General features: G+C 41.0%; 23 protein-coding genes. 20 read left to right on the forward strand and 3 right to left on the reverse strand.

The genetic code is table 11. From position 1 onward, the window contains the following. Positions 1–173 precede the first annotated feature (173 nt). The 16 genes from pyrR (at position 174) to GPDM_RS09055 (ending at position 15,217) form a co-directional block, all read left to right on the forward strand. Positions 174–710, forward strand: a complete 537-nt coding sequence (pyrR, locus tag GPDM_RS08980) for a bifunctional pyr operon transcriptional regulator/uracil phosphoribosyltransferase PyrR (protein WP_272941520.1) — start codon at positions 174–176, stop codon at positions 708–710. A gap of 27 nt (positions 711–737) precedes the next feature. Further along, positions 738–2,024, forward strand: coding sequence for a solute carrier family 23 protein (locus GPDM_RS08985; protein ID WP_008430761.1), 1,287 nt, complete (start codon positions 738–740; stop codon positions 2,022–2,024). Between the two features lie 132 nt (positions 2,025–2,156). Then, entirely contained in the window at positions 2,157–3,026 is an 870-nt protein-coding gene (locus GPDM_RS08990) for an aspartate carbamoyltransferase catalytic subunit (protein ID WP_008430762.1), read from the forward strand. Position 3,027: 1 nt separating this feature from the next. Further along, the gene (locus tag GPDM_RS08995) at positions 3,028–4,305 is read left to right on the forward strand and encodes a dihydroorotase (protein ID WP_008430763.1); all 1,278 of its coding nucleotides are present in this window, start codon (positions 3,028–3,030) and stop codon (positions 4,303–4,305) included. Continuing rightward, positions 4,302–5,399 (forward strand): carbamoyl phosphate synthase small subunit, encoded by a 1,098-nt coding sequence (locus GPDM_RS09000; protein WP_008430764.1) that lies wholly within the window; start codon positions 4,302–4,304, stop codon positions 5,397–5,399. Before GPDM_RS08995 ends, GPDM_RS09000 begins: the two co-directional genes overlap by 4 nt. Continuing rightward, positions 5,392–8,580, forward strand: coding sequence for a carbamoyl-phosphate synthase large subunit (carB, locus tag GPDM_RS09005; protein ID WP_008430765.1), 3,189 nt, complete (start codon positions 5,392–5,394; stop codon positions 8,578–8,580). Before GPDM_RS09000 ends, carB begins: the two co-directional genes overlap by 8 nt. Then, positions 8,577–9,344: a dihydroorotate dehydrogenase electron transfer subunit gene (locus GPDM_RS09010; protein ID WP_008430767.1), complete on the forward strand. Its 768-nt coding sequence runs from the start codon at positions 8,577–8,579 to the stop codon at positions 9,342–9,344. Before carB ends, GPDM_RS09010 begins: the two co-directional genes overlap by 4 nt. Continuing rightward, positions 9,341–10,255: a dihydroorotate dehydrogenase gene (locus GPDM_RS09015; RefSeq protein WP_008430769.1), complete on the forward strand. Its 915-nt coding sequence runs from the start codon at positions 9,341–9,343 to the stop codon at positions 10,253–10,255. Before GPDM_RS09010 ends, GPDM_RS09015 begins: the two co-directional genes overlap by 4 nt. Continuing rightward, positions 10,252–10,941 carry an orotidine-5'-phosphate decarboxylase gene (pyrF, locus tag GPDM_RS09020; RefSeq protein ID WP_008430771.1) on the forward strand — a complete coding sequence of 230 codons (690 nt, stop codon included), beginning with the start codon at positions 10,252–10,254 and terminating at the stop codon, positions 10,939–10,941. Before GPDM_RS09015 ends, pyrF begins: the two co-directional genes overlap by 4 nt. Beyond that, entirely contained in the window at positions 10,938–11,561 is a 624-nt protein-coding gene (gene pyrE / locus GPDM_RS09025) for an orotate phosphoribosyltransferase (RefSeq protein WP_008430772.1), read from the forward strand. Before pyrF ends, pyrE begins: the two co-directional genes overlap by 4 nt. 156 nt (positions 11,562–11,717) lie before the next feature. Further along, complete coding sequence (locus GPDM_RS09030; protein WP_008430774.1) at positions 11,718–12,071, forward strand: PadR family transcriptional regulator; 354 nt, start codon at positions 11,718–11,720, stop codon at positions 12,069–12,071. Next, positions 12,046–12,723 (forward strand): DUF1129 family protein, encoded by a 678-nt coding sequence (locus GPDM_RS09035; RefSeq protein WP_008430776.1) that lies wholly within the window; start codon positions 12,046–12,048, stop codon positions 12,721–12,723. Before GPDM_RS09030 ends, GPDM_RS09035 begins: the two co-directional genes overlap by 26 nt. An 82-nt stretch (positions 12,724–12,805) precedes the next feature. Next, a complete protein-coding gene (locus GPDM_RS09040) occupies positions 12,806–14,140 on the forward strand; it encodes a D-serine ammonia-lyase (protein ID WP_008430777.1) in 1,335 nt (444 codons plus the stop codon). Positions 14,141–14,143: 3 nt separating this feature from the next. Continuing rightward, entirely contained in the window at positions 14,144–14,440 is a 297-nt protein-coding gene (locus GPDM_RS09045) for a hypothetical protein (protein ID WP_008430779.1), read from the forward strand. Next, positions 14,440–14,721, forward strand: a complete 282-nt coding sequence (locus tag GPDM_RS09050; RefSeq protein WP_008430781.1) for a TIGR04104 family putative zinc finger protein — start codon at positions 14,440–14,442, stop codon at positions 14,719–14,721. Before GPDM_RS09045 ends, GPDM_RS09050 begins: the two co-directional genes overlap by 1 nt. Positions 14,722–14,815: 94 nt before the next feature. After that, the gene (locus GPDM_RS09055; RefSeq protein ID WP_008430783.1) at positions 14,816–15,217 is read left to right on the forward strand and encodes a VOC family protein; all 402 of its coding nucleotides are present in this window, start codon (positions 14,816–14,818) and stop codon (positions 15,215–15,217) included. A gap of 47 nt (positions 15,218–15,264) precedes the next feature. Here the strand turns inward: GPDM_RS09055 and GPDM_RS09060 are convergent, their stop codons facing one another. The 3 genes from GPDM_RS09060 to GPDM_RS09070 all read right to left on the reverse strand — a co-directional run bounded on the left by GPDM_RS09060 (position 15,265) and on the right by GPDM_RS09070 (position 18,757). Next, positions 15,265–15,942, reverse strand: coding sequence for an amino acid ABC transporter permease (locus tag GPDM_RS09060; protein WP_008430785.1), 678 nt, complete (start codon positions 15,940–15,942; stop codon positions 15,265–15,267). Between the two features lie 15 nt (positions 15,943–15,957). Continuing rightward, positions 15,958–16,806: a transporter substrate-binding domain-containing protein gene (locus GPDM_RS09065; RefSeq protein WP_008430787.1), complete on the reverse strand. Its 849-nt coding sequence runs from the start codon at positions 16,804–16,806 to the stop codon at positions 15,958–15,960. A 286-nt stretch (positions 16,807–17,092) separates the two neighbouring features. Beyond that, the gene (locus tag GPDM_RS09070) at positions 17,093–18,757 is read right to left on the reverse strand and encodes an Rqc2 family fibronectin-binding protein (protein ID WP_008430788.1); all 1,665 of its coding nucleotides are present in this window, start codon (positions 18,755–18,757) and stop codon (positions 17,093–17,095) included. A 292-nt stretch (positions 18,758–19,049) separates the two neighbouring features. Here GPDM_RS09070 and gmk point away from each other — a divergent pair, with 292 nt between their 5' ends. The 4 genes from gmk to priA all read left to right on the forward strand — a co-directional run bounded on the left by gmk (position 19,050) and on the right by priA (position 23,560). Next, entirely contained in the window at positions 19,050–19,670 is a 621-nt protein-coding gene (gmk, locus tag GPDM_RS09075) for a guanylate kinase (protein WP_008430789.1), read from the forward strand. After that, a complete protein-coding gene (rpoZ, locus tag GPDM_RS09080; protein WP_008430790.1) occupies positions 19,670–19,894 on the forward strand; it encodes a DNA-directed RNA polymerase subunit omega in 225 nt (74 codons plus the stop codon). The genes gmk and rpoZ overlap by 1 nt, the downstream gene beginning before the upstream one ends. Positions 19,895–19,968: 74 nt before the next feature. Beyond that, positions 19,969–21,174, forward strand: a complete 1,206-nt coding sequence (gene coaBC / locus GPDM_RS09085) for a bifunctional phosphopantothenoylcysteine decarboxylase/phosphopantothenate--cysteine ligase CoaBC (RefSeq protein WP_039863222.1) — start codon at positions 19,969–19,971, stop codon at positions 21,172–21,174. Then, the gene (gene priA / locus GPDM_RS09090) at positions 21,164–23,560 is read left to right on the forward strand and encodes a primosomal protein N' (RefSeq protein WP_008430792.1); all 2,397 of its coding nucleotides are present in this window, start codon (positions 21,164–21,166) and stop codon (positions 23,558–23,560) included. Before coaBC ends, priA begins: the two co-directional genes overlap by 11 nt. The last annotated feature ends 19 nt before the right edge of the window (positions 23,561–23,579 follow it).

Here is a 23,579-nt window from a genome sequence, read left to right on the forward strand (position 1 = left end):
ATACTTAAAAAAACAAATCGAATAATAACACCTTTAATTACAGTCCAGAGAGGCTGAGAAGGTATTTACGCAAGCCGGAAGTCTGTCTTCTGTGCTGAGTTTTTCTGCGCATCTATCCTCTTGTCCCTCGGGCAAGAGGTTTTTTATTTGCAAAAAAAGGAGCGGATCTTATGGTGGAAAAAGCAGATATTTTGGATGAACAGGCAATAAGTCGAGCGATTACTCGCATTGCACACGAAATTATTGAACGCAATAAAGGCATAGATGATTGCATACTAGTCGGCATTAAAACGCGCGGTGCTTTTATCGCCAAGCGTTTAGCAGAGAAAATCGAAAAAATTGAAGGACGCCCTATTTTAAAAGGCGAACTCGATATTACGCTTTACCGAGATGACTTGAGTGTCAAAACAAAAAATCAAGAGCCGTTAGTTCAACAAGTCGATATTGAACACAGCATACTCGACAAAAAAGTGATTCTTGTAGACGATGTGCTTTACACAGGAAGAACAGTACGCGCAGCAATGGATGCAGTTATGGATCTTGGTCGACCAGCACAAATTCAACTGGCTGTGTTAATTGATAGAGGTCACCGTGAACTGCCAATTCGAGCAGACTTTGTTGGTAAAAACATTCCAACTTCTAGCGACGAACGAATTATCGTTCAAATGGTCGAAAGCGATCAAATGGACCGAGTAGCCATTCACGAATAGAGAGATAGAGACAGGGGAGAATGGAAATTGAGTGAAGCTATTTTAGATGTACAAGATAAACCAAAAGTAGGACAATGGATCTCGCTAAGCTTGCAGCATATGTTTGCCATGTTTGGTGCAACGATTTTAGTGCCACAACTAGTCGGGCTGAGCCCAGCCATCGCGTTGTTAACAAGTGGAATTGCCACAATCATTTTTATCATTATTACACAATTTAAAGTACCAGCATACTTAGGCTCATCATTCGCCTTTATCGTGCCAATCACGATTGCTACAGAAACAGGTGGAATTGGGTCAGCCATGATCGGGGCCATGTTTGTATCTCTCGTTTACGCCATAGTCGCCTTGATTATTTGGAAAACCGGTTATCATTGGTTGATGAAACTACTTCCACCAATTGTAGTAGGACCCGTCATCATCGTCATTGGACTTGCTTTATCAGGCACTGCGGTCAATATGGCCATGACGATTCCGGCAGAAGGCGGATCGGAATACAGTTTATTGCATTTCTCAGCTGCAATTGTCACATTGTTTACTGCAATCATTTGTAACATTTACTTTAAAAATATCATTTCGTTAATGCCGATCTTAATCGGAATTATTGTGGGGTATGGTTACTCTGCAGCCATCGGGATTATCGACTTTACAGCAATTGGCGAAGCAAGCTGGTTCGCGGTTCCAGAATTCTTGATCCCTGGAGTGGATTATTCGTTTCAAGTAACGCCAACCTTGCTGTTCGTCATGGTCCCAATCGCTATCGTCACCATTTCTGAACACATTGGGCATCAGCTCGTGTTAGGAAAAATTGTTGATAGAAATTACATAAAAGATCCTGGTTTGCACCGGTCGATACTAGGAGACGGCATTGGCACATTCATTTCTTCGCTAGTCGGTGGTCCACCAAAAACCACTTATGGTGAAAACATTGGAGTGCTTGCCATAACAAAAGTGTTTTCTGTGTATGTCATTCTTGGCGCAGCAGTGTTCGCCATCGCATTTTCTTTCTTTGGCAAATTGATGGCAGTTATTGAAACCATCCCAACGGCTGTTCTTGGCGGAATTTCCATCTTGCTGTTCGGAATTATCGCTTCATCGGGATTACGGATGCTAGTAGACAACAACATCGATTTCGGCAACAACCGCAACTTAGTCATCTCGTCAGTTATTTTAGTAATCGGGATTGGTGGAGCGAAGCTTGAGTTTAGTGAATCTTTCTCGATCGAAGGAATGGCACTTGCTGCGATTGTCGGTGTTATCTTGAACTTAGTATTACCTGGAATGAACAAAAAAGAACTAGACGACGGAACTGAATAATTACCTTTTAATGAATGTCCAGAGAGGCATGGAAAGGATCGAAGAATGGGTAAACTCTACCCTTTTTTCCTCACACCTTCCTGCCCCTGGGAAGGTGTTTTTTTGTCTGAAGAATGAGAGGATGAGTCAATTTTGCCAAACTTACTATCTATGAACAACTTAGAAAATGACACGATTATGAGTTTGCTTGAGCGCGCTGGAGAATTTCAGCGAGGCGAGAGAGCGCCAATTGATGGCACAGTCGTCAACTTGTTTTTTGAACCTAGCACAAGAACGAAAATGAGCTTTGAAATGGCGGAGCATCATATGGGACTCGCTGTACTGCCATTTGAAACAGCCTTTTCCAGCATTTTAAAAGGTGAAACGCTTTACGATACTGTTAAAACGATGGAAGCGATTGGTGTAGGAGCAGTCATTATCCGCCATGAAGAAGAAGAGTATTACCAACAACTTGAAGGATGCAACGTGGCTGTCATCAATGGGGGAGACGGCTCGGGACAGCATCCTACACAATCTCTTTTAGACTTAATGACCATTTATCAAGAGTTCGGACGGATCGAAGGCATTCACGTTACCATCGTCGGCGACATTGCTCATAGCCGAGTCGCAAAATCAAACGCAGCTGCGCTCAAGCAATTAGGAGCTAAAGTAAGCTTTATTTGTCCAGAAGAATGGAGCGGTGACTATGAATCCTCAGAGCACTTAGATAATTTTATTGAAACCACAGATGTAGTCATGATGCTACGCGTCCAACACGAACGTCATGCAGTCTCAGCGCTTTTTTCAAAAGAAAACTACCATGAACAATATGGATTGACTGTAGAACGAGAGCAGAAGATGAAAGACGGAGCCATTATTATGCACCCCGCTCCAATCAACCGTGGTGTGGAAATAGCCGATTGTCTCGTTGAGTGTGACCGATCAAGAATTTTTAAACAAATGGCTAACGGAGTTTTCATCCGGATGGCAGTACTTGAATACGCATTGAAAGGGAGAGATTGACTTGAATTTATTCATTAACAACGTAAACATGCTGCAAAATGGAGAACTAACACCTACAAATATTCGTATCAAAGAAGGCAAAATTGAAGAAATCGGTCAAGAGTTACAAGTAAATAATGAGACCCAAATTGACGGCAAGGGCCGGATGATTGCACCAGGATTTGTTGATGTCCACGTTCATTTACGTGAACCAGGTGGCGAACAGAAAGAAACAATCGAAAGCGGGACAAAATCTGCGGCAAAAGGTGGCTACACAACGATATGTGCAATGCCAAATACACGCCCAGTACCTGATACGAAAGAAAATCTGCAGCTAGTCAACGGATTGATCGAAAAAAATGCGCTTATCCGAGTTTTGCCGTATGCTTCGATCACGATAAGAGAAGCAGGGAAAGAACGAACGAATTTACAAGAGCTAAAAGAAAATGGTGCTTTTGCTTTCACTGATGACGGTGTTGGCATTCAAGAAGCAGGCATGATGTACGAAACAATGCAAGACGCAGCGAAAATTGAAATGGCAGTTGTTGCGCATTGTGAAGACAATAGCTTGATATATGATGGTGTCATGCACGAAGGCAAGCGGAGCAAAGAATTAGGGTTAAAAGGCATACCTGCAATTGCAGAATCCGTGCATATCGCTCGTGACATTTTACTTGCTGAAGCAGCAGGAGCACATTACCACGTATGCCACGTTAGCACGAAAGAATCGGTTCGCGTCATTCGAGACGCAAAACGTGCAGGAGTTCGCGTAACAGCTGAAGTTACACCTCACCACTTGTTGTTGACGGAAGATGATATTCCATCAGACGATGCAAACTACAAAATGAACCCACCGCTTCGTGCGAAAGAAGATTGGGAAGCGTTACACGAAGGATTACTTGACGGCACGCTAGACTTTATCGCGACAGACCATGCACCGCACACAGAAGCAGAAAAAACAAATGGCATGAACGGCTCGATGTTCGGGATTGTCGGGTTTGAAACGGCATTTCCACTGCTCCATAGCAAGTTTGTCAAAACCGGTAAATGGTCGTTACAACAACTAATCGACTGGTTAACAATCAAACCAAGCCAAACCTTCAATATGCCATATGGCACAATGGAAATTGGACAAACAGCGGATCTTGTACTATTAGATCTTGAAAAACAGCAACCAATTCAAGTAGAAGAATTTTTATCAAAAGGTAAAAATACACCGTTTAATGGGTGGAATTGTACAGGGTGGCCAGTAATGACCATCTTTGGTGGTGAAATTGTATGGCAGGAGGAGAAAAATTGATGAAACGATATTTAATCTTAGAAGACGGTACGGTATTTGAAGGAACAGCATTCGGCGGTGACGATGCCTCAGTAGGAGAAATCGTGTTTAATACCAGTATGACCGGTTATCAAGAAATTTTATCAGACCCTTCTTATTGCGGACAAATTGTTACAATGACTTATCCATTAATCGGCAACTACGGCATTAATAGCGACGATTTTGAATCGATTGAACCCGCAGTAAAAGGGATGGTCGTTCGTGAAATTGCTGAATTCCCATCCAATTTCAGAAACAATTCAACTCTAGATGAGTTGTTCAAAATTAAAGGCATTCCAGGAATTTCTGGGATCGATACGCGCAAATTAACACGCTTAATACGCTCAAAAGGGGCCATTAAAGGTGTGTTAACTGCAGCAGGCGAAGAAGTTCAAATTGATCAAGTTGTGAAGTCGCTTCAAGATACTGTATTACCTAGCGACCAAGTGGCGCAAGTTTCAACAGGGCGTCCTTACCCAAGTCCAGGTCGTGGCAAGCGCGTCGTCTTAATCGACTACGGCATGAAACACGGTATTTTGCGCGAACTTAACAACCGAGACTGTGATGTAATTGTTGTACCTTATAACACTTCTTCAAGAGAAATAATGGCTTGGGGCCCAGATGGTGTCATGCTCTCAAATGGACCAGGAGATCCAAAAGACGTAGAGGAATGTGTAGAAGTGGTACGCGAATTGCTTGGACAAGTTCCAATCTTCGGCATATGTCTTGGACACCAATTGTTTGCAAGAGCTTGTGGTGCAGACACGTTCAAATTGAAATTCGGACATCGCGGCGGCAATCATCCAGTGCGTGACTTAGTCACAGGCAAAATCGAAATCACATCACAAAATCATGGCTACGCAGTAGATGAAGATACGCTACAAGGAACACGCTTAAAAGTAACGCATAGCGCATTAAATGATGGCACAAACGAAGGTCTAGCTCACTTGGACTATCCGGCATTTACGGTTCAATACCATCCAGAATCATCACCAGGACCTGAAGACTCAAACTATTTATTCGATCGCTTTATCGATGTAATGAACGCAACTCGAAAGGAGCAACAACATGCCTAAAAGACAAGATATTCAAAGTATACTCGTAATCGGATCAGGACCAATCGTAATCGGACAAGCAGCAGAGTTTGACTATGCAGGAACACAAGCGTGTCTTGCATTAAAAGAAGAAGGTTACCGCGTAATCTTGATTAACTCAAATCCTGCAACCATTATGACGGACACAGAAGTCGCAGATAAAGTGTATATCGAACCGATTACACTCGAATTTGTTAGCCGCATCTTACGCAAAGAGCGTCCGGATGCGCTTCTCCCAACTCTAGGTGGTCAAACTGGGTTGAACATGGCGATTGAATTGGACGAATCGGGCATTTTAGACGAATTGAATATCGAAATTTTAGGCACTAAGCTCGAAGCAATTCATAAAGCAGAAGACCGTGATTTGTTTAGAACTTTAATGAACGAACTTGGCGAACCAGTTCCGGATTCGGACATTATTCACAATATGACAGAAGCTGAAAATTTCGTCGACCGTGTTGGCTACCCAGTTATTGTTCGTCCAGCCTTTACTTTAGGTGGAACGGGTGGCGGAATTTGTCATGACTACGAGCAGTTAAAAGAAATTGTCGCGAGTGGCTTAAAGTACAGTCCTGTAACTCAATGTTTGCTAGAAAAATCAATTGCAGGTTTTAAAGAAGTTGAATACGAAGTAATGCGTGATAAAAACGATACAGCAATCGTTGTTTGTAATATGGAAAACATTGATCCGGTCGGCATTCATACAGGAGATTCTATCGTTGTAGCACCAAGCCAAACCTTATCAGACCGTGAATACCAAATGCTGCGAAATGTTTCGCTGAAAATCATTCGTGCCTTGAAAATTGAAGGTGGCTGTAACGTTCAATTAGCATTAGACCCGTTTAGCTTTAACTACTACATCATTGAAGTAAATCCGCGGGTTAGCCGATCATCAGCATTAGCATCTAAAGCGACAGGTTATCCTATTGCGAAATTAGCTGCGAAAATTGCAGTCGGTTTAACGTTAGATGAAATGATGAATCCAGTAACTGGGCGTACTTATGCTGCTTTCGAGCCAGCATTAGACTATGTCGTAACGAAAATTCCACGCTGGCCTTTTGATAAATTTGAAGCCGCAAAACGTAATTTAGGAACGCAAATGAAAGCAACTGGCGAAGTTATGGCGATGGGACGTACATTTGAAGAGTCGATCTTAAAAGCTGTTCGTTCATTAGAAACAGGGCAATTCCACTTAAAGTTAAAAAATGCGGATAGCATGAGTGATGAATGGATTCAAAAACGTATTTGTCGAGCGGGAGATGAGCGTTTGTTCTTTATTGGCGAAGCACTTCGCCGCGGTGTAACCATCGAAACCATTAACGAATGGAGCCAAATCGATTTATTCTTCTTAAAGAAATTCGAAAACATCGTAAAATACGAAGAAGATTTGAAAAACGCCGCGTTTGATTACGACGTAGCCAAACGTGCCAAACGTTTAGGGTTTGCAGATCGGACGATCGCGAAACTTTGGAACACAACAGAACAACAAGTATACAATTGGCGCAAAGAACAAAAATTAATGCCGGTATACAAAATGGTGGATACATGTGCAGCTGAGTTTGAATCCGAAACGCCTTATTTTTACGGAACGTATGAAGATGAAAATGAATCAGTAAAGACCGATAAAGAATCCGTTATTGTTCTTGGTTCAGGTCCAATCCGCATTGGTCAAGGTGTCGAGTTTGATTACGCAACGGTGCATTCAGTATGGGCCATTAAAGAAGCAGGTTATGAAGCCATTATCGTCAACAACAATCCAGAAACGGTTTCAACTGACTTTTCTATCTCTGACAAATTGTATTTTGAGCCACTGACGATTGAAGACGTAATGCACATCGTTGACCTAGAGCAGCCAAAAGGAGTCGTCGTTCAATTTGGCGGCCAAACAGCGATCAACTTAGCTGAAAAACTCGAACAAAATGGCGTGAAGATTCTCGGCACATCATTAGAAGACACAGATCGTGCAGAAAACCGAAATAAATTCGAAGCAGCACTGCACGAAATCGGCATTCCACAGCCACTAGGTAAAACAGCGGTGAACACAGAAGAAGCCATTATTATCGCAGGAGATATCGGCTATCCGGTACTAGTTCGCCCTTCTTATGTATTAGGTGGACGCGCAATGGAAATCGTTTATAACGAAGAAGATTTAAAACATTATATGGAACACGCAGTAGAAGCGAGTCCAGAACATCCAGTCTTAGTTGATCGCTACTTAACCGGAATTGAAATCGAAGTAGATGCAATTTCAGATGGAGAAAACGTCTTGATCCCAGGAATTATGGAACACATTGAACGCGCAGGTGTCCATTCGGGCGACTCGATTGCAGTTTATCCAACACAAAACATCTCGAACGAGTTACTAGAAACCTTAGTAGACTATACGACGCGACTTGCAAAAGGATTAAACATTGTCGGCTTGCTAAATATCCAGTACGTGATATCAAAAGGTGAAGTATTTGTTATTGAAGTAAATCCGCGCTCAAGCCGGACAGTGCCATTTATGAGTAAAATCACATCGATTCCAATGGCGAACATCGCCACCAAAGCAATTCTTGGCCAAAGCATAGTCGACCAAGGCTTTACACCAGGTCTTGCGCCGATTTCAAAAGGGGTCTTTGTAAAAGTACCGGTCTTCTCTTTTGCGAAGTTACGCCGTGTAGACATTACGCTTGGCCCAGAAATGAAATCAACTGGAGAAGTAATGGGCAAAGACACAACACTCGAAAAAGCTCTTTATAAAGGGTTAGCGGCAGCTGGCATGGAAGTAAAAGATCATGGCACAGTGCTACTAACCGTCGCAGATAAAGACAAAGAAGAAGCGGTTGGATTAGCAAAACGCTTTAAAGCGATCGGTTATCAAATCATGGCTACTGGTGGAACTGCCAAAGCATTCGAGGAAGCTGGCATAGTAGTAGCACCAATCGGTAAAATTGGTTCAGAAGGCAAAACTTTGCTAGATGTTATTCAAAATGGCGATACGCAAATTGTCATCAACACCTTAACAAAGGGCAAACAGCCACAACGTGACGGATTCCGCATTCGCCGTGAATCGGTTGAAAACGGCATTCCTTGCTTAACTTCACTCGATACAGCAGAAGCGATGCTTCGCGTCATCGAATCTATGACGTTTTCAGCTGAAGCAATGGGGGCAGGTATATGATCAAACAAGAGCGTATGCAAGTCGTGAAGCAGCAACAAATTGCTCATCAAATTTTTGAACTAACTGTTCAAGGAGCGCTGGCCACTGAAATGGCAGAGCCCGGACAATTTGTTCATATCCGAGTCGCTGACAGCTTTGAACCATTGCTGCGTCGTCCCATATCTGTCGCATCTATTGATTTGGAAGCTTCGCAATTTACGATGATTTACCGAGCTGAAGGACGCGGTACGGGATTATTAGCTGAAAAAAAACCAGGTGACACAATAGATGTGCTAGGTCCACTTGGGCATGGGTTCCCTATCGAAGAAGCCGAGAAAAAAGCCTACTTAATTGGTGGTGGAATTGGGGTGCCGCCTTTGTATGAACTGGCAAAACAATTAAACTCGCGCGGCATCCAAACAGTTCATATTTTAGGATTTGAAAGTAAACAAGCCGTTTTCTATGAAGAAAAGTTTCGTGAACTTGGCGAAACGCATATTGCCACCGTTGATGGATCTCATGGTACGCAAGGGTTTGTCACCCATATCTTAAATGAACTGCCAACAGATTTTGATACGTATTATAGCTGTGGCCCAACACCAATGCTTGAAGCGGTGCAATGGGCGTATCCGCAGAAAAAAGGATTCTTATCGTATGAGCAGCGAATGGGCTGTGGCATTGGTGCATGTTTTGCTTGTGTATGCCGGACTACAAAAAGTGAAACGGATTACATCAAAGTATGTTCAGATGGTCCAGTATTTCCAGCAGGAGTGGTGATTTCATGAGCGATTTGACAGTAAAACTTCCAGGACTCAACTTAAAAAATCCAATCATGCCTGCATCGGGTTGCTTTGGTTTTGGGAAAGAGTATGCGCAACTATACGATTTATCGCAACTTGGTGCCATTATGATTAAAGCAACAACAGTCGAAACGCGTCTCGGCAACCCAACACCACGCGTGGCAGAAACTGCCTCTGGAATGTTAAATGCCATCGGTCTACAAAATCCAGGGCTTGAAAAAGTAACCGAGCAAGAGTTGCCATGGCTAGAACAATACGATGTACCGATTATTGCAAACGTAGCGGGTACAACAACCGAAGATTATGTAGAAGTCGCAAAAAAAATTTCACAATCTCCAAACGTTCAGGCACTGGAAATTAATATTTCGTGCCCAAACGTTAAACAAGGTGGCATCACATTTGGCACCGACCCGAATGTAGCACGTGAATTGACACGTGCTGTAAAAGAAGTGTCTGCTGTACCGGTTTATATCAAGTTGTCGCCAAACGTAACAAATATTGTCTCAATTGCAAAAGCTGTTGAAGAAGGCGGAGCTGATGGCATCACCATGATCAATACATTACTCGGCATGCGTATGGACACAAAAACAGGGCGGCCAATTATCGCTAATATTACCGGAGGATTATCTGGACCTGCTATTAAGCCAGTTGCTTTACGCATGGTTTATGAAGTAAGCCAACACACGAAACTGCCCATCATCGGCATGGGTGGCGTTACAAATGTAGATGACGTCATTGACTTTTTGTCAGCTGGTGCAAGTGCTGTGGCTGTCGGAACAGCAAATTTCGTTAACCCATTTGTTTGTCCAGAAATTATCGGACAACTACCTGAACGCTTGCACGAACTAGGATTTGACTCAGTAGAACAGCTTGTCGGAAGGAGCCACCGTCTATGAATAAACCCATTATCGCTTTAGATTTTGCATCTAAACAACAAGTAGAAGCATTTCTAGCTCAGTTTTCCGAACCCCTTTTCGTCAAAGTCGGCATGGAGCTTTATTTTCAAGAAGGACCTGAATTGGTTCGTTTCATAAAGTCGCAAGGTCATAACATTTTCTTGGATTTAAAATTGCACGACATTCCAAATACAGTTGAATCCGCTATGCGAGGTTTAGCCAAATTAGGAGTAGATTTGGTCAATGTCCATGCGGCGGGAGGACTTGAAATGATGCAAGCAGCAAAACGTGGGTTAGCCGGTAGCGAAACAAAACTAATCGCAGTGACACAATTAACTTCGACAAGTGAAAGTCAGATGCACGAAGATCAATTGGTCTATGTTAGCTTAGAAGAGTCTGTGCTACATTACGCAAAGCGAGCGATGCAAGCAGGATTAGATGGTGTTGTGTGCTCAGTGCTTGAGGCAGAGGCTATTGGCGAAGCTTGCGGACAAAATTTTCTGCGTGTTACACCAGGCATTCGTCCGGCTACTGTTTCGGCGGATGATCAAAAACGCATCGCAACGCCAGCACAGGCACGAGCAAAAGGGGCAACTCATATCGTAGTTGGACGAGCGATTACCAAAGCTGAGAACCCAGCAGACAGCTACACACAGATTAGAGAAGAATGGAGTGGTCAGTCTTGAAACACGAAATAGCGAACCATTTATTATCAATCGGTGCAGTTGAGCTGCGTCCGCAACAACCATTCACATGGGCATCCGGTGTCAAATCTCCGATTTATTGCGACAATCGATTAACAATGTCTTACCCGGCGGTGCGAAAAGACATAGCTAAAGGGTTAGCTGAAACCATTAACGAATATTATCCTGAATGTGAAGTAATAGCAGGAACTGCAACAGCGGGAATTCCACATGCTGCATGGGTTAGTGATTTGTTAGAATTGCCAATGGTTTATGTACGTTCGAAAGCAAAAGAACATGGTCAAACGAATATGATTGAAGGAAAGATCGAAAACGGTAAAAAAGTAGTCGTCGTTGAAGACTTAATCTCAAAAGGTGGTTCGGTGTTGCAAGCAGCACAAGCGTTAGAAGCAGCAGGATTTGACGTGCTTGGAATCGTTGCGATTTTCACTTATGATTTGCCTCAATCAATTGAGGCTATCACAGGGGCGGGCTACACATTCCACACATTGACGGATTTCCCAGCACTTGTTGAACAAGCATTAGACACAAAAGCAATCAATAAAGCAGATATGCCAATGCTTGCAGATTGGCACGAAAAATTAAAAGCAGGAACCTTGTAGAACCGGCCTTTTGGTCGGTTTTTTTAATATTAAAATAAAAATCATTGACAGTTCGAAAATAACTGAATACAATGAAAGTAACTAGTTGGTAATGCAAGGTAGTTATTTTTTTGAGTAGCTATCTTGTAATGCCTAGTACCTTGAGGAGGAAATATAATGGCTCTTAGAAGTCAGTTATTGAAAGGAGTTTTGGATGCTTGTGTAATGGCTGTGGTTGAAGAACAACCTGTTTACGGCTATGAACTATCGCAAAAACTTCAAAAAATTGGATTGCCTAATATTAGTGATGGCACAATTTACCCTGTATTGTTGAGGCTTCAAAAAAACGGCTTTATAAAAGGGGAGATGAAACCTTCTGCAACTGGACCCAATCGCAAATATTATTTTTTAACCGATGAAGGAAAAGAGGAACTTGAACAAATTTCTGCTGAATGGCTGCAAATCGCTGACCCCGTTAGCAAACTACTAAAAAGGAGTGAAAAAGATGAGAAAAGCAACGGAGCTAATTGAAGAAAATAATCAAAAAAGAGAATTATTAAATGCAGAAAACGAAAAAATTTACACAGATGTATTGCTGTATATTCGAACAGATCTGAGAGTCGATGAGCAGGCTGCAGAAGAATTATTAATGGACTTACTTGATCACTTAATCGAAGCGCAAGAAAATGGAAAAGACGCTCAAGATTTTTTTGGTGATTCTCTCGAAGCTTACGCGGATGAACTAATTGCCAATATGCCAACAGAAAACAAACGGAATATTCTAGTGCTTTTTTCTACCAGCATTCTTGGTTTAGCAGGTTGGTTTGCACTTTCTTATGGGCTTATAAATGGTATGATTTCAATATTCAAACCCGTCGATAATGAATTTGCTTTGGGGAGTGTTTCTCTAATTTTATTGTCTTTAGTATTGATCGGAATTGTTGGCATTTTTGTTATTTTCCGAGTCATTCGTACTTCTGTTTTTAAACCTAAAGTCAACGAATGGAAAGTATATGTATTGTCAGGATTGTTCGGTATGGTCGGATTTGCTTTTGTCGTAGGAGTTGGATTTTTCTTTGACGGCAAAGGTCCAGTTATTCAAATTCAGTGGTGGGTGATCTTATTAGTTGGATTGGTTTTACTAGGGGTTAATAAAGGTGTCAGTCGACTTTCAATCAATTAACTGACAAAATATAGGGGGTGAAATTGTTGGGCTCCTTCTGTATGATGAAACTAACAGATGATTCGAACGGAAGGGGATTTGTATGAGCGTAGAGCGACAACAAATAAGAAAGTGGATTTCAACCTATCCTTTGTTGCAACCAATTATGAATTTACAACCAGTAGTTTGGCTAAACCCGAAGCTTAAAAAAGTGGAGGACCTGAACGATTTGCCAGTGTCTTTAGCAGATATGCAAAAAGCAGAGCAGCTGTGGCAACGGTTTGCACCATTTTTAGCAGCTGAATTTCCCGACGCGGCAGAAGCAGATGGGATAGTAGAATCCCCTTTCCGTGAAATCTCAAACATGAAAACGCAGTTAAACGAACGATTTACAAATACCATTGAAGGATCGCTGTTTTTAAAATGCGATAATGAATTGCCAATTGCAGGGTCTATTAAAGCACGTGGTGGTGTTTATGAAGTTTTGCATCATGCAGAAAAGTTGGCAATTGATGCCGACATCATCACAACCGACCAATCGTACGAGCAGTTTTCATCTGAAAAGTTCAAACAATTTTTCAGTCAATATTCGATTGGAGTAGGTTCTACAGGGAATCTTGGACTCAGCATTGGCATTATTAGCGCGAAACTTGGATTCCAAGTTTCTGTATACATGTCTGCAGACGCAAAACAATGGAAAAAAGAGTTGTTGCGTGAAAAAGGGGCTACAGTCGTTGAATTTGAAGGCGATTTTAGTGAAGCCATTTTAGCTGGACGAGATGAAACACTAGCAAAACCGAATGCCTATTTTGTCGATGATGAAAAATCTAAACATTTGTTTTTAGGTTATAGTGTGGCTGCTTTTCGACTCAAGCAACAATTGAATGATGCCGGTGTAACAGTTGATGCTGAGCATCCACTATTTGTATACTTACCTTGTGGAGTAGGTGGGGCACCAGGGGGCATAGCGTTCGGACTCAAGCAAGTTTTTGGTGATGCCGTTCATTGCTTTTTTGTGGAACCTACGCATTCGCCAGCTGTTTTAATTGGATTAATGACCGGTGAAAAAAACAAAATTAGTGTACAGGATTTCGGTATCGATAATGTGACAGAAGGTGACGGCTTAGCAGTTGGAAGGCCCTCTAGTTTTGCTTCAGGTATAAGTGAAAAAACCGTGAGCGGGATTTATACAGTTGAAGATCAACAGTTGTTTTCGTTATTAACACTATTAGCTTCAAGCGAAGGCATATTCGTAGAACCTTCCGCTACTGCAGGACTTCTCGGACCCTTAAAAATTCAAGCAAGTGATTATGCACAACTAAATAGTATTCCAATGAATACAGCTACACATATTGTTTGGGCAACTGGAGGCGCACTAGTGCCAAAAGATGAAATGGACGGATTTTATCAACGTGGCAATGAAAATTTAAGAGTGTAGCAAATGGATTTATTTTGGGGATTCATCATTACAGGCACAGTGTTGATGTATGGATATTTTATCTATACAGCTTCAGAAAAAAAGATTCATACATTAGAGAAAAAAGTGAGTCAACTTGAGAAACAGCTAACACATATACAGCAAGGGAAAGAATGGGTGGAACCGGACGTAAATGACGAGCTGCGAGAACTTTTACAAAAAGGAAAAATGGTTGAAGCGGTAAAACGAACACGTGAAGAGTTTGGCTGGTCTCTCTTAGACGCAAAACAATATGTTGATAGATTAAAGGAAGATCATTAATGCAGACATGTGAAGTTTGTCGTACGCCATTTACATGGAAACAAGTCACTAAATCGTTGTTGGCAGCATATAAACCAATTTCGTGCCGTACTTGCGGTAATCGCTATAAAGTTCAGTTTTTATCTCGTGTTTTGGCTTCTCTTTTAGTTTTCGGGCCGATATTCATGGCCATTTTGTTTTCACGACCTATAAGCACACAAATGTTGATCTTTGTTGCGTTTATAGTTCTCCCATCTGTTTTTGTGGCATTGCCATATTTGATTCGTTATCGAATCGCTTGAAAGATCCTCTCTAGGGTCTTTTTTTTTGCAGGTAAAGGGGGAGTATTCGTCGAATGATGAAGATAACATTATTTTCAGAAAGGAGGAACAATCAATGTCTATCCAATCGAGTCATATCTTCGTTAATTTACCGGTGAAAAACTTAGAGAAGTCGGTCTCTTTTTTTCATGAGCTCGGATTTGAATTTGAAAACAAGATGACCAATGATGATGGTGCAGCTTTGATTATTGGGCCCACCAGTTATGTGATGCTCTTGACTGAGGCATATTTCAAAGGATTCACAAAAAAAGAAATTGTAGATACCTCTAGTCAAAGAGAAGTTATTCTCACCATTTCAGCTCCTAGCAAAGCAAAAGTGGACGAGTTAATCAGTCTGGCATTAAAAGCTGGAGCTCAACCAGCAAATGAAAAAGTAGATGACGAATTCATGTATTATGGTAGCTTTATAGACTTGGATGGTCATATGTGGGAAGTTCTCTATATGGAGGAAATGTAAATGCGATCAATCAAAAAAGCATCCAAGAGAACAAGCTCTGGATGCTTTTAAATATAATCAGCGTATTTTTTTTCAAGGTAATTTTGCAAAATCGTCATAATCGAACATATCGCCCAGTAAATAAGAGCTACTAAAATTAACATCGTCAACAAATCGTATTCGCGTGCTCCAACAATCCGTGCCTTTTGGAAAATTTCTGGAACAGTAATCATAGCTGCTAACGAAGAAGCTTTGATTAAATCCAAATAGACGTTTGATAAGGGCGGCAGCGCAATTCGAATGGACTGTGGCAAAATAATGCGTCGCATCGATTGCCAATACGTTAACCCCAGTGCTTTCGAAGATTCCCATTGTCCTTTATCAACTGATGCCAATGAAGAACGGAAAACTTCCGCTATATAAGCTGCGCTATTGATCGAAAAGCCTATCAATGCTGCTTGTACAGCTGTAAATTCAATGCCAACAACGGGTAGTGCGAAATAAAGTAAAAACAAAATAACAAGAATTGGCACACCTCTCATAAAAGAAATATACAGGCGCGCAGGAAATTGTAAAATTTTTAATTGGGATGTTCTAGCAAGCGATAAGAAAAATCCAATGATAACCCCTACAATCATACTGACTACTGAAATCAGTAAGGTATAGCCGATTCCTTCAAGTACATAGGGCAAAGATTTAATCGCTAAGGCCGGGTCAAATAGTAATCCCCATTCAATGTCATTCATAGGACAACCTCCTGCTTATTTTTCTTCTATATCCGGTTTCACAGAAACATCTGCACCACCAAAAAACTCTTCCGAGATTTCAGTGATCGTACCGTCTTCAAGCATTGCTTCTAAGGTTTTGTTAACATTTTCAGCAAGTTCTTTATTGTCTTTGTTCATCACAAGTCCTACTTCTGACGGGGCATATTTAATGTCCGGGTGAATTGTAATATTCAAGTCAGGGAATGCGGCAACACCAAACGTAGACAAGTAAAAATCATTTAAAATAACATCTGTCCGCCCAATCGACACATCACGCAAATACACTTCGTTCGAAGCATTATCGTATGTAACTTCTTCTGCACCATATTCACGTGCAATTTCCATGTAGATAGAAGTAGATGCACCAGCTGCTTTTTTACCCGGTAAATCTTCTAAACTAGAAATGCCCGATAAATCATCTTTTCGAACAACTGCTGTACCATATGAATACTTGATTGGTGTTGAAAAAATAAACTCTTCAGCGCGATCTTCCGTAATTTCAATATCATTCGCAGCAAGATCAATTTGTCCTGTATTAACACTAGTCAGCATTTCATCAAAACCAAGCTCTTTAAACTCAATATCAAGATTTAAACGTTCGCCTAGTTCGCGAACCACTTCAACTTCAAATCCTGTTAACTCATCAGATTCTGCGTCCCGGAAAGAAGTAGCTAATAACGTTCCAGAAGTAGCAACTGTTAACGATCCTTCTTCTTGTATTTCATCCCAAGCTGTTTTTGTTTCTTCCTTATTACTTTCTTCATTACTGCATCCTGCTAATAACAATGCTGAAATCGCACCAGTAGTTACGAGTGTTTTCTTCTTGGTAAAGCTACTTTTCATTTATAAATCCTCCTTAAAATTAAATCCTTTAAGAACATAGCATTTACGCTAAACTAGGGCAATGCTTTGACCTTTATTTATCACAAAAAATGTAATTAACAATATTTTAATTATGTAAACTAAAATATTTTATCCTATTAAGACTAAAGTTAAGTATTATAAAGCACTAAGCATCGGCGCGTCTACGAGCTAGGTGAGAGTCATGTCCAAAGTAATTGTATAAATCATACTTTTACTTCTACCGGCAATAGAAAAGCCGAAAAGCAATAAGCTTTTCGGCCAAACTCTATTTTTTTAACTTAATAACCAATTCTTCATCAGGCGTGACAAATACGGTTTTTTGTTCGAAATAAATAACAAACCCCGGCTTAGAGCCATTTGGCTTTTTCACTTGTCTAGCTTCAGTATAATCAACAGGAACAGAAGACGACTCACGCGCCTTACTGAAATAGGCAGCAATCGTTGCTGCTTCTAAAATCGTCGCTTCGTCTGGATTGTTGTCGTGAATGATAACATGAGATCCAGGAATATCTTTCGTATGCAGCCATGTATCAGATTTCGCTGCTACTTTAAATGTTACATAATCATTTTGTTTATTGTTTTTTCCGACTGAAATCGGTGTCCCGTTAGATGAAACATAAGACTCTACAGTTGGTTTTGTAGGTTTTTTCTTTTTCTTCGATTTCTGCGCTTTCATAAAGCCTTGTTCAGCCAATTCTTCACGAATTTCTTCAATATCGGAAATACCCGCTTGTTGAACTTGAGACATTAAGGTTTCAAAATAGTCAATGTCCTCGATAGTTTTATTGATTTGTTCTTGCGTTTTTACTACAGCAATTTTCGCTTTTTGGTAACGCGAATAATAGCGCTGTGAATTGTCAATCGGCGTTTTCCGAGGATCCAATGTAATCGTCACTTTTTCATCGTTGTAATAATTGTCAACTTCGATTTCCTTCATGCCTTTTGTAATACGGTGAAGGTTTGCCATGATTAATTCACCATGTAATTGAAGTACATCGCGCTTTTCTGCTTGGTCTTGCTCTTTCTTCAATTTCTTTAACTTGAGTTTCAGTTTGGAAATTTCGTTTTGCAGCCATCTTTCTAAATCACCCGCTTGTTGTTTGACCCGGTCTCGTTCGGCTTTGGCATAATACATTCTGTCAAGCAATTCACCGAGCGTAGGAAATTGCAAACCGCTTTCAGCAATATGGGTTAGTGAAGAAGCGGAAAAGAAACTTTTTCCTCCTTGCTCTACATAGTATCCCGTAGGTTCCGCATTTGAAAAGTCAGCTAAAAATGCTTTTGTTGTTTCTGTTTTATTTTCCGAAGTTTCTAAACGATGCGCCAGTTCACGCGCATTTAACGGAGAAAAACCAGAAAATTGGCTAACAATTTCGCTAGCTTCTGTTTGAGCTAATTCTTCTATAGATGCGTACGGATCTTTTTTCTCTTGAGCAGGTGGGAAAATATAAGGTTGTCCCGGCAAAATGGTTCGGTAAGAATTGACGCTCGGAGGTAGATGCTTCAAACTGTCGAGAATCATTGTTCGTTCTGCATCGATTAAAATAACGTTCGAATGCCGTCCCATCATTTCCACGTGCAATTCACGTTCAATGTCATCGCCAATTTCATTTTTTGCTTTGATCTTCAACATAATAAGGCGGTCCATTCCGTACTGGGAGATCTCTGTGATGACCCCGCCTTCAATATGCTTACGCAGTAACATACAAAACATCGGTGGCTCAGAAGGGTTGACGTTTGCTGTAGCTGTCAAATGAATTCGTGAGTACGATGGGTGGATGGAAATAAGTAGTTTATGGTTTTTTCCTTGAGCACGTATGTGTAAAAGTAGTTCAAGCTGGTTGGGCTGATGAACTTTTGAAATCCTACCGGTGACCAGCTGTTGCAATTCGCCCGTCATCGATTTTGTAAATAATCCATCAAATGCCATTAAATATCCCTCTTTCAAATCGTTTTGTTCCATCTTATCATTTTCTCGGTGTATTATGATATAATAAGACAGTTAGTTAGAAAACGAGGAATAATGGTTAGCGACAAATGACGATTTAAAGTTTAGTAGGGAAAGTCATATTTTCTCTTATTAGTAACTGCACTATAATGGGTCAGTCGAATTATAGGAGTTATACTAAGTTTTATATGGTGTGTAAGCTAATCTAGAAAATTCGCAATGGTTCTGCTTTTGCGGTTAGAAGAAAATGACGACAAGGCAAATGAGGGATAAAATGAGAAACCAACGTGGACTGCTGATAGTCCTATCAGGGCCTTCGGGTGTTGGCAAAGGCACGGTACGAAAAGAGCTGTTCTCACAGCCGAATACAAATTATGAATACTCTATCTCGATGACGACTCGCTCGCCACGAGAAGGAGAAGTCGATGAAGTCGACTATTTCTTTAAAACACGTAGCGAGTTCGAAACGTTGATCGAACAAGATCAATTGCTGGAATACGCAGAATTTGTGGGGAATTATTACGGTACGCCGCTAGAGTATGTCAACAAAATGCGCGATGCGGGTCGTGATGTATTCCTAGAAATTGAAGTGCAAGGTGCAGCACAAGTGCGCTCGAAAGTTCCAGACGGCTTATTTATTTTCTTAGCACCGCCAAGCTTATCGGAATTAGAAGAACGACTAGTTGGTCGTGGAACTGAATCGGATGATGTCATTGCCTCCCGGTTACGAGCCGCTCGCCAAGAGTTAGAAATGATGAACTTATACGATTATGTTGTAGAAAATGATGAAGTTGAAAATGCCTGTGACCGAATCAATGCCATCATTATTGCAGAACATTGCAAACGTGAACGTGTTGAAAAACGATATTTTGATATGCTAAAGGAGAATGTCTAATGTTATACCCATCCGTTGATAAACTAAAAAGCCGAATTGATTCAAAATACTCGTTGGTGGCACTTGCTTCAAAGCGTGCGCGCCAATTACATGAACACGGTGATGAAAAATTAGATTCATACACTTCTGTTAAGTCGGTTGGTAAAGCACTTGAAGAAGTAGCAGCTGGCGTATTAGTTCCAGAAAAACAAGATGAATTTGCAATCTACGAAGACGAAATTTAACCATTAATCGCAACAGACGACTCCCAGAGCAAATTTGTTCTTTGGGAGTTTGTTGTTTAGAAAGGGTGTTTGAGTTGTTGGAGAATCGTAAAATTCTACTATGTGTCAGTGGGGGAATTGCTGTCTATAAGGCTGTTGCTCTCGTAAGTAAACTGTCACAAGCCGGTGCGTCTGTTAAGGTAATTATGACAGAATCAGCGCAGCAATTTGTGCAACCGCTGACGTTTCAAGTAATGTCTAGAAACGATGTCTACACAGATACATTCGATGAAAAGGATTCTTCTGTCATTGCGCATATTGACCTTGCGGATTGGGCAGACCTGATTATTGTCGCACCAGGAACAGCTAATGTGATTGGGAAGCTAGCAAATGGCATTGGTGATGATATGGTAACAACCACCTTGCTTGCTGCAACCGCGCCGATTTGGATTGCACCAGCGATGAATGTTCATATGTACGACCACCCTGCAGTCAAACGTAACATCCAACAGCTTCATGAAGATGGCATCCGTTTTATCGAACCATCTGAAGGGTTTCTAGCCTGTGGATATGTCGGAAAAGGACGTTTAGAGGAACCAGAAAAAATTACTGAACTTGTTAAAAACTATTTTACGCGCGAACATAAACTAAATGGTAAAAAAGTAGTGGTGACGGCAGGACCAACACGTGAACGTATTGATCCGGTTCGATTTTTAACCAATTTCTCAAGTGGGAAAATGGGTTATGCGATGGCTGAGGCGGCTGCTGAAATGGGCGCTGAAACGATTTTAATTAGTGGCCCTGTGTCATTGCCCGTGCCAAGTGGTGTCACTCGTATTCAAGTAGAAAGCGCAGAAGACATGCTAAAAGCGGTCGAAGCACATTTTGATACGGCCAACTATGTTGTGAAAACAGCGGCAGTTGCAGATTATCGACCACAAACAATCGCTAATCAAAAAGTGAAAAAACAAGAAGGCGGCTCGACCATCGAATTAGAACGGACTGTCGATATTCTTAAACATTTGGGTCAGCAGAAGAAAAACCAAGTACTAATTGGTTTTGCAGCTGAAACTAACGATGTATGTAAGTACGCAAAAGAAAAGTTAATACGTAAAAATGCTGATTATATAATCGCTAATGATGTCAGCGAAGCGCAAGCAGGGTTTGAATCAGATACTAACCGCGTAACGGTATTTGGTAAAAATAATTTTGAGCAAGCATTTGATATGATGCCGAAACAACAATTGGCGCGTCAATTGTTCGAAATGATTACAGACAAGGAAGAGTCCTATGATAGCTGAAGTTATTGTGGACGTTGCTGCACATCCAATAGATCGGCCATTTGATTATGCTATTCCAAAAAGAGTGGAAGTTTTGGCAGAGCCGGGTATGCGTGTGAAAGTGCCGTTTGGCAATCGTAAAGTACTTGGGTTTATCACAAAAATTAAACAAACTTCTGATTTTGATCCCAAACGGCTAAAACCAATCCATGAGCTGATGGATGTCATACCGGTATTAAACGAAGAGTTATTACAAATGGCACAGTGGATGAAAAAACAAACCGTTTGTTTTGAAATTGCTGCTTTGCAAGTGATGGTGCCAGCTGCTTTACGCGCGAAATATGAAAAACGATTTGTACTCAATGCAGAACTTGAAGAAATTGCATCTCCTTTACGACCGTATTTTGAAAACCGTTCGTTTATTCGGTTGCAAGATGCAGTCGACGTCTATGCGTTATTAAAAAAAGAGATGGATAAAGGGACAATTATTGCCGATACGGATATTCAGCAACAAACAGCTGTCAAAAAGGTAAGAATGATTCACATTGCTGACACAGTAGAAGCACTTGAAGCAATAGAAATTCGTGCAAACGCCAAACAACAATTAAAACTAATGGAGTATTTTTTCAAAAATCTGGGACAATCCATTGAATCGTCTCAACTTCAAAAATTGGCAGGGGTTTCATTGCCTACAATATATAGTTTAGTTGATAAAGGCGCTGCTCAAATTTCGAATATGGAGTCTTACCGAGATCCGAAATTACTATCAACTATTGAACATAAAGAATCTTTGCAACTAACAGGTGCGCAACAAACTGCTTTTGATCAGATTGAATCGGCATTAAATACCCCTAAAACATTTCTATTACACGGCATTACAGGTAGTGGGAAAACGGAAATTTATTTGCAAACAATCGATCAAGTGCTAAAGCAAGGCAAAGAAGCGATTATGTTAGTGCCCGAAATATCCTTAACACCACAAATGACGATTCGTTTTAAAGAACGATTTGGCGATCAAGTTGCTGTTTTACATAGTGGCTTATCAGCAGGTGAAAAATATGACGAATGGCGTAAAATTCAACGAGCAGAAGTTAAAGTTGTCGTTGGAGCTCGTTCTGCTATTTTTGCACCTTTCCAAAATTTAGGGCTCATCATTCTTGATGAAGAACACGAATCGAGTTATAAGCAAGATGATTCTCCTCGCTACCATGCGCGTGATATGGCCATATGGCGTAGTGAATATCATCAGTGTCCGGTTATTTTAGGAAGTGCAACACCTTCACTTGAATCGTATGCCCGTGCGCAAAAAGGGGTGTATGAGTTATTAGTGTTAGAAAAACGCGCAAAAAATCAACCGTTGCCAGCTGTTCATATTGTCGATATGCGAGAAGAACTGCGAAACGGCAACCGGTCAATGTTTTCAGTGCAATTAGCAGATGCGATTCGCGATCGGTTAGATAAAAAACAACAAACCGTGTTGTTTTTAAATAAACGAGGGTATTCCTCGTTTGTGTTATGCCGGGATTGCGGAACGGTGATGCAATGTCCAAATTGCGATATTTCTTTGACTTATCATCGTTCGAGCGAAATGATGAAATGTCATTATTGCGGCTATGACGAGCGTGTTCCAACGATCTGTCCGGAATGTGAAAGTGAACACATTCGCTTTTTTGGAACGGGTACTCAAAAAGTTGAAGAAGAATTAGCAAAAGTAGTACCAGAAGCGCGCGTTCTAAGGATGGATGTAGACACAACACGCACCAAAGGAGCCCATGAAAAAATTCTTTCGGCTTTTGGTGAAGGCAAAGCAGATATTTTGCTAGGCACGCAAATGATCGCAAAAGGATTGGATTTTCCAAATATCACGTTAGTGGGTGTATTGTCTGCGGACACAACACTTCATTTACCGGATTTTCGAGCAGCAGAAAAGACCTATCAATTGCTAACGCAAGTTAGTGGTCGAGCAGGTCGAGATGTTTTACCCGGTACCGTGTTTGTTCAATCATATACACCAGAACATTACGCGATTACGCTCGCCAAAGACCAATTATACGAGCCGTTTTACGAGCAAGAAATGGCGATGCGGCGAGCAAGTGGTTACCCGCCTTATTATTTTGTCGTAAATATCCAATTTACACATGAAGATTTGATGACAGTGGCAGAATACGCAGATCAAACTGTGCGTTATTTAAAGGGTCAATTGTCACCAAATACCTTGATTATTGGGCCTTCAGCGTCGTTGATCTCTCGAGTCAATAATAGATATCGCTATCAATGTTTGATAAAATACAAAAAAGAATCAAAACTGATCGACACGATGCAGCAATTGATTAAAATTCATCGTACAGAGTGGCTAAAAAAAGGGGCAACTTTGTCGATTGATATGAATCCTACATCGGTCATGTAAAAGAAAAGAGGACATAATT

It is taken from the genome of Planococcus donghaensis MPA1U2, assembly GCF_000189395.1.
GTDB lineage: Bacteria > Bacillota > Bacilli > Bacillales_A > Planococcaceae > Planococcus > Planococcus donghaensis_B.

Excerpts from the sequence above, each read along its gene's own strand:
- rpoZ (WP_008430790.1), top strand. The coding sequence starts at position 19,670 with ATGTTATACCCATCCGTTGATAAACTAAAAAGCCGAATTGATTCAAAA.
- GPDM_RS09050 (WP_008430781.1), top strand. The coding sequence starts at position 14,440 with ATGCAGACATGTGAAGTTTGTCGTACGCCATTTACATGGAAACAAGTC.
- GPDM_RS09065 (WP_008430787.1), bottom strand. The coding sequence starts at position 16,806 with ATGAAAAGTAGCTTTACCAAGAAGAAAACACTCGTAACTACTGGTGCG.
- priA (WP_008430792.1), top strand. The coding sequence starts at position 21,164 with ATGATAGCTGAAGTTATTGTGGACGTTGCTGCACATCCAATAGATCGG.
- GPDM_RS09015 (WP_008430769.1), top strand. The coding sequence starts at position 9,341 with ATGAGCGATTTGACAGTAAAACTTCCAGGACTCAACTTAAAAAATCCA.
- GPDM_RS09030 (WP_008430774.1), top strand. The coding sequence starts at position 11,718 with ATGGCTCTTAGAAGTCAGTTATTGAAAGGAGTTTTGGATGCTTGTGTA.
- gmk (WP_008430789.1), top strand. The coding sequence starts at position 19,050 with ATGAGAAACCAACGTGGACTGCTGATAGTCCTATCAGGGCCTTCGGGT.
- GPDM_RS09070 (WP_008430788.1), bottom strand. The coding sequence starts at position 18,757 with ATGGCATTTGATGGATTATTTACAAAATCGATGACGGGCGAATTGCAA.
- GPDM_RS09035 (WP_008430776.1), top strand. The coding sequence starts at position 12,046 with ATGAGAAAAGCAACGGAGCTAATTGAAGAAAATAATCAAAAAAGAGAA.
- GPDM_RS09010 (WP_008430767.1), top strand. The coding sequence starts at position 8,577 with ATGATCAAACAAGAGCGTATGCAAGTCGTGAAGCAGCAACAAATTGCT.
- GPDM_RS09060 (WP_008430785.1), bottom strand. The coding sequence starts at position 15,942 with ATGAATGACATTGAATGGGGATTACTATTTGACCCGGCCTTAGCGATT.
- GPDM_RS09040 (WP_008430777.1), top strand. The coding sequence starts at position 12,806 with ATGAGCGTAGAGCGACAACAAATAAGAAAGTGGATTTCAACCTATCCT.
- carB (WP_008430765.1), top strand. The coding sequence starts at position 5,392 with ATGCCTAAAAGACAAGATATTCAAAGTATACTCGTAATCGGATCAGGA.
- GPDM_RS09055 (WP_008430783.1), top strand. The coding sequence starts at position 14,816 with ATGTCTATCCAATCGAGTCATATCTTCGTTAATTTACCGGTGAAAAAC.
- GPDM_RS09045 (WP_008430779.1), top strand. The coding sequence starts at position 14,144 with ATGGATTTATTTTGGGGATTCATCATTACAGGCACAGTGTTGATGTAT.
- pyrF (WP_008430771.1), top strand. The coding sequence starts at position 10,252 with ATGAATAAACCCATTATCGCTTTAGATTTTGCATCTAAACAACAAGTA.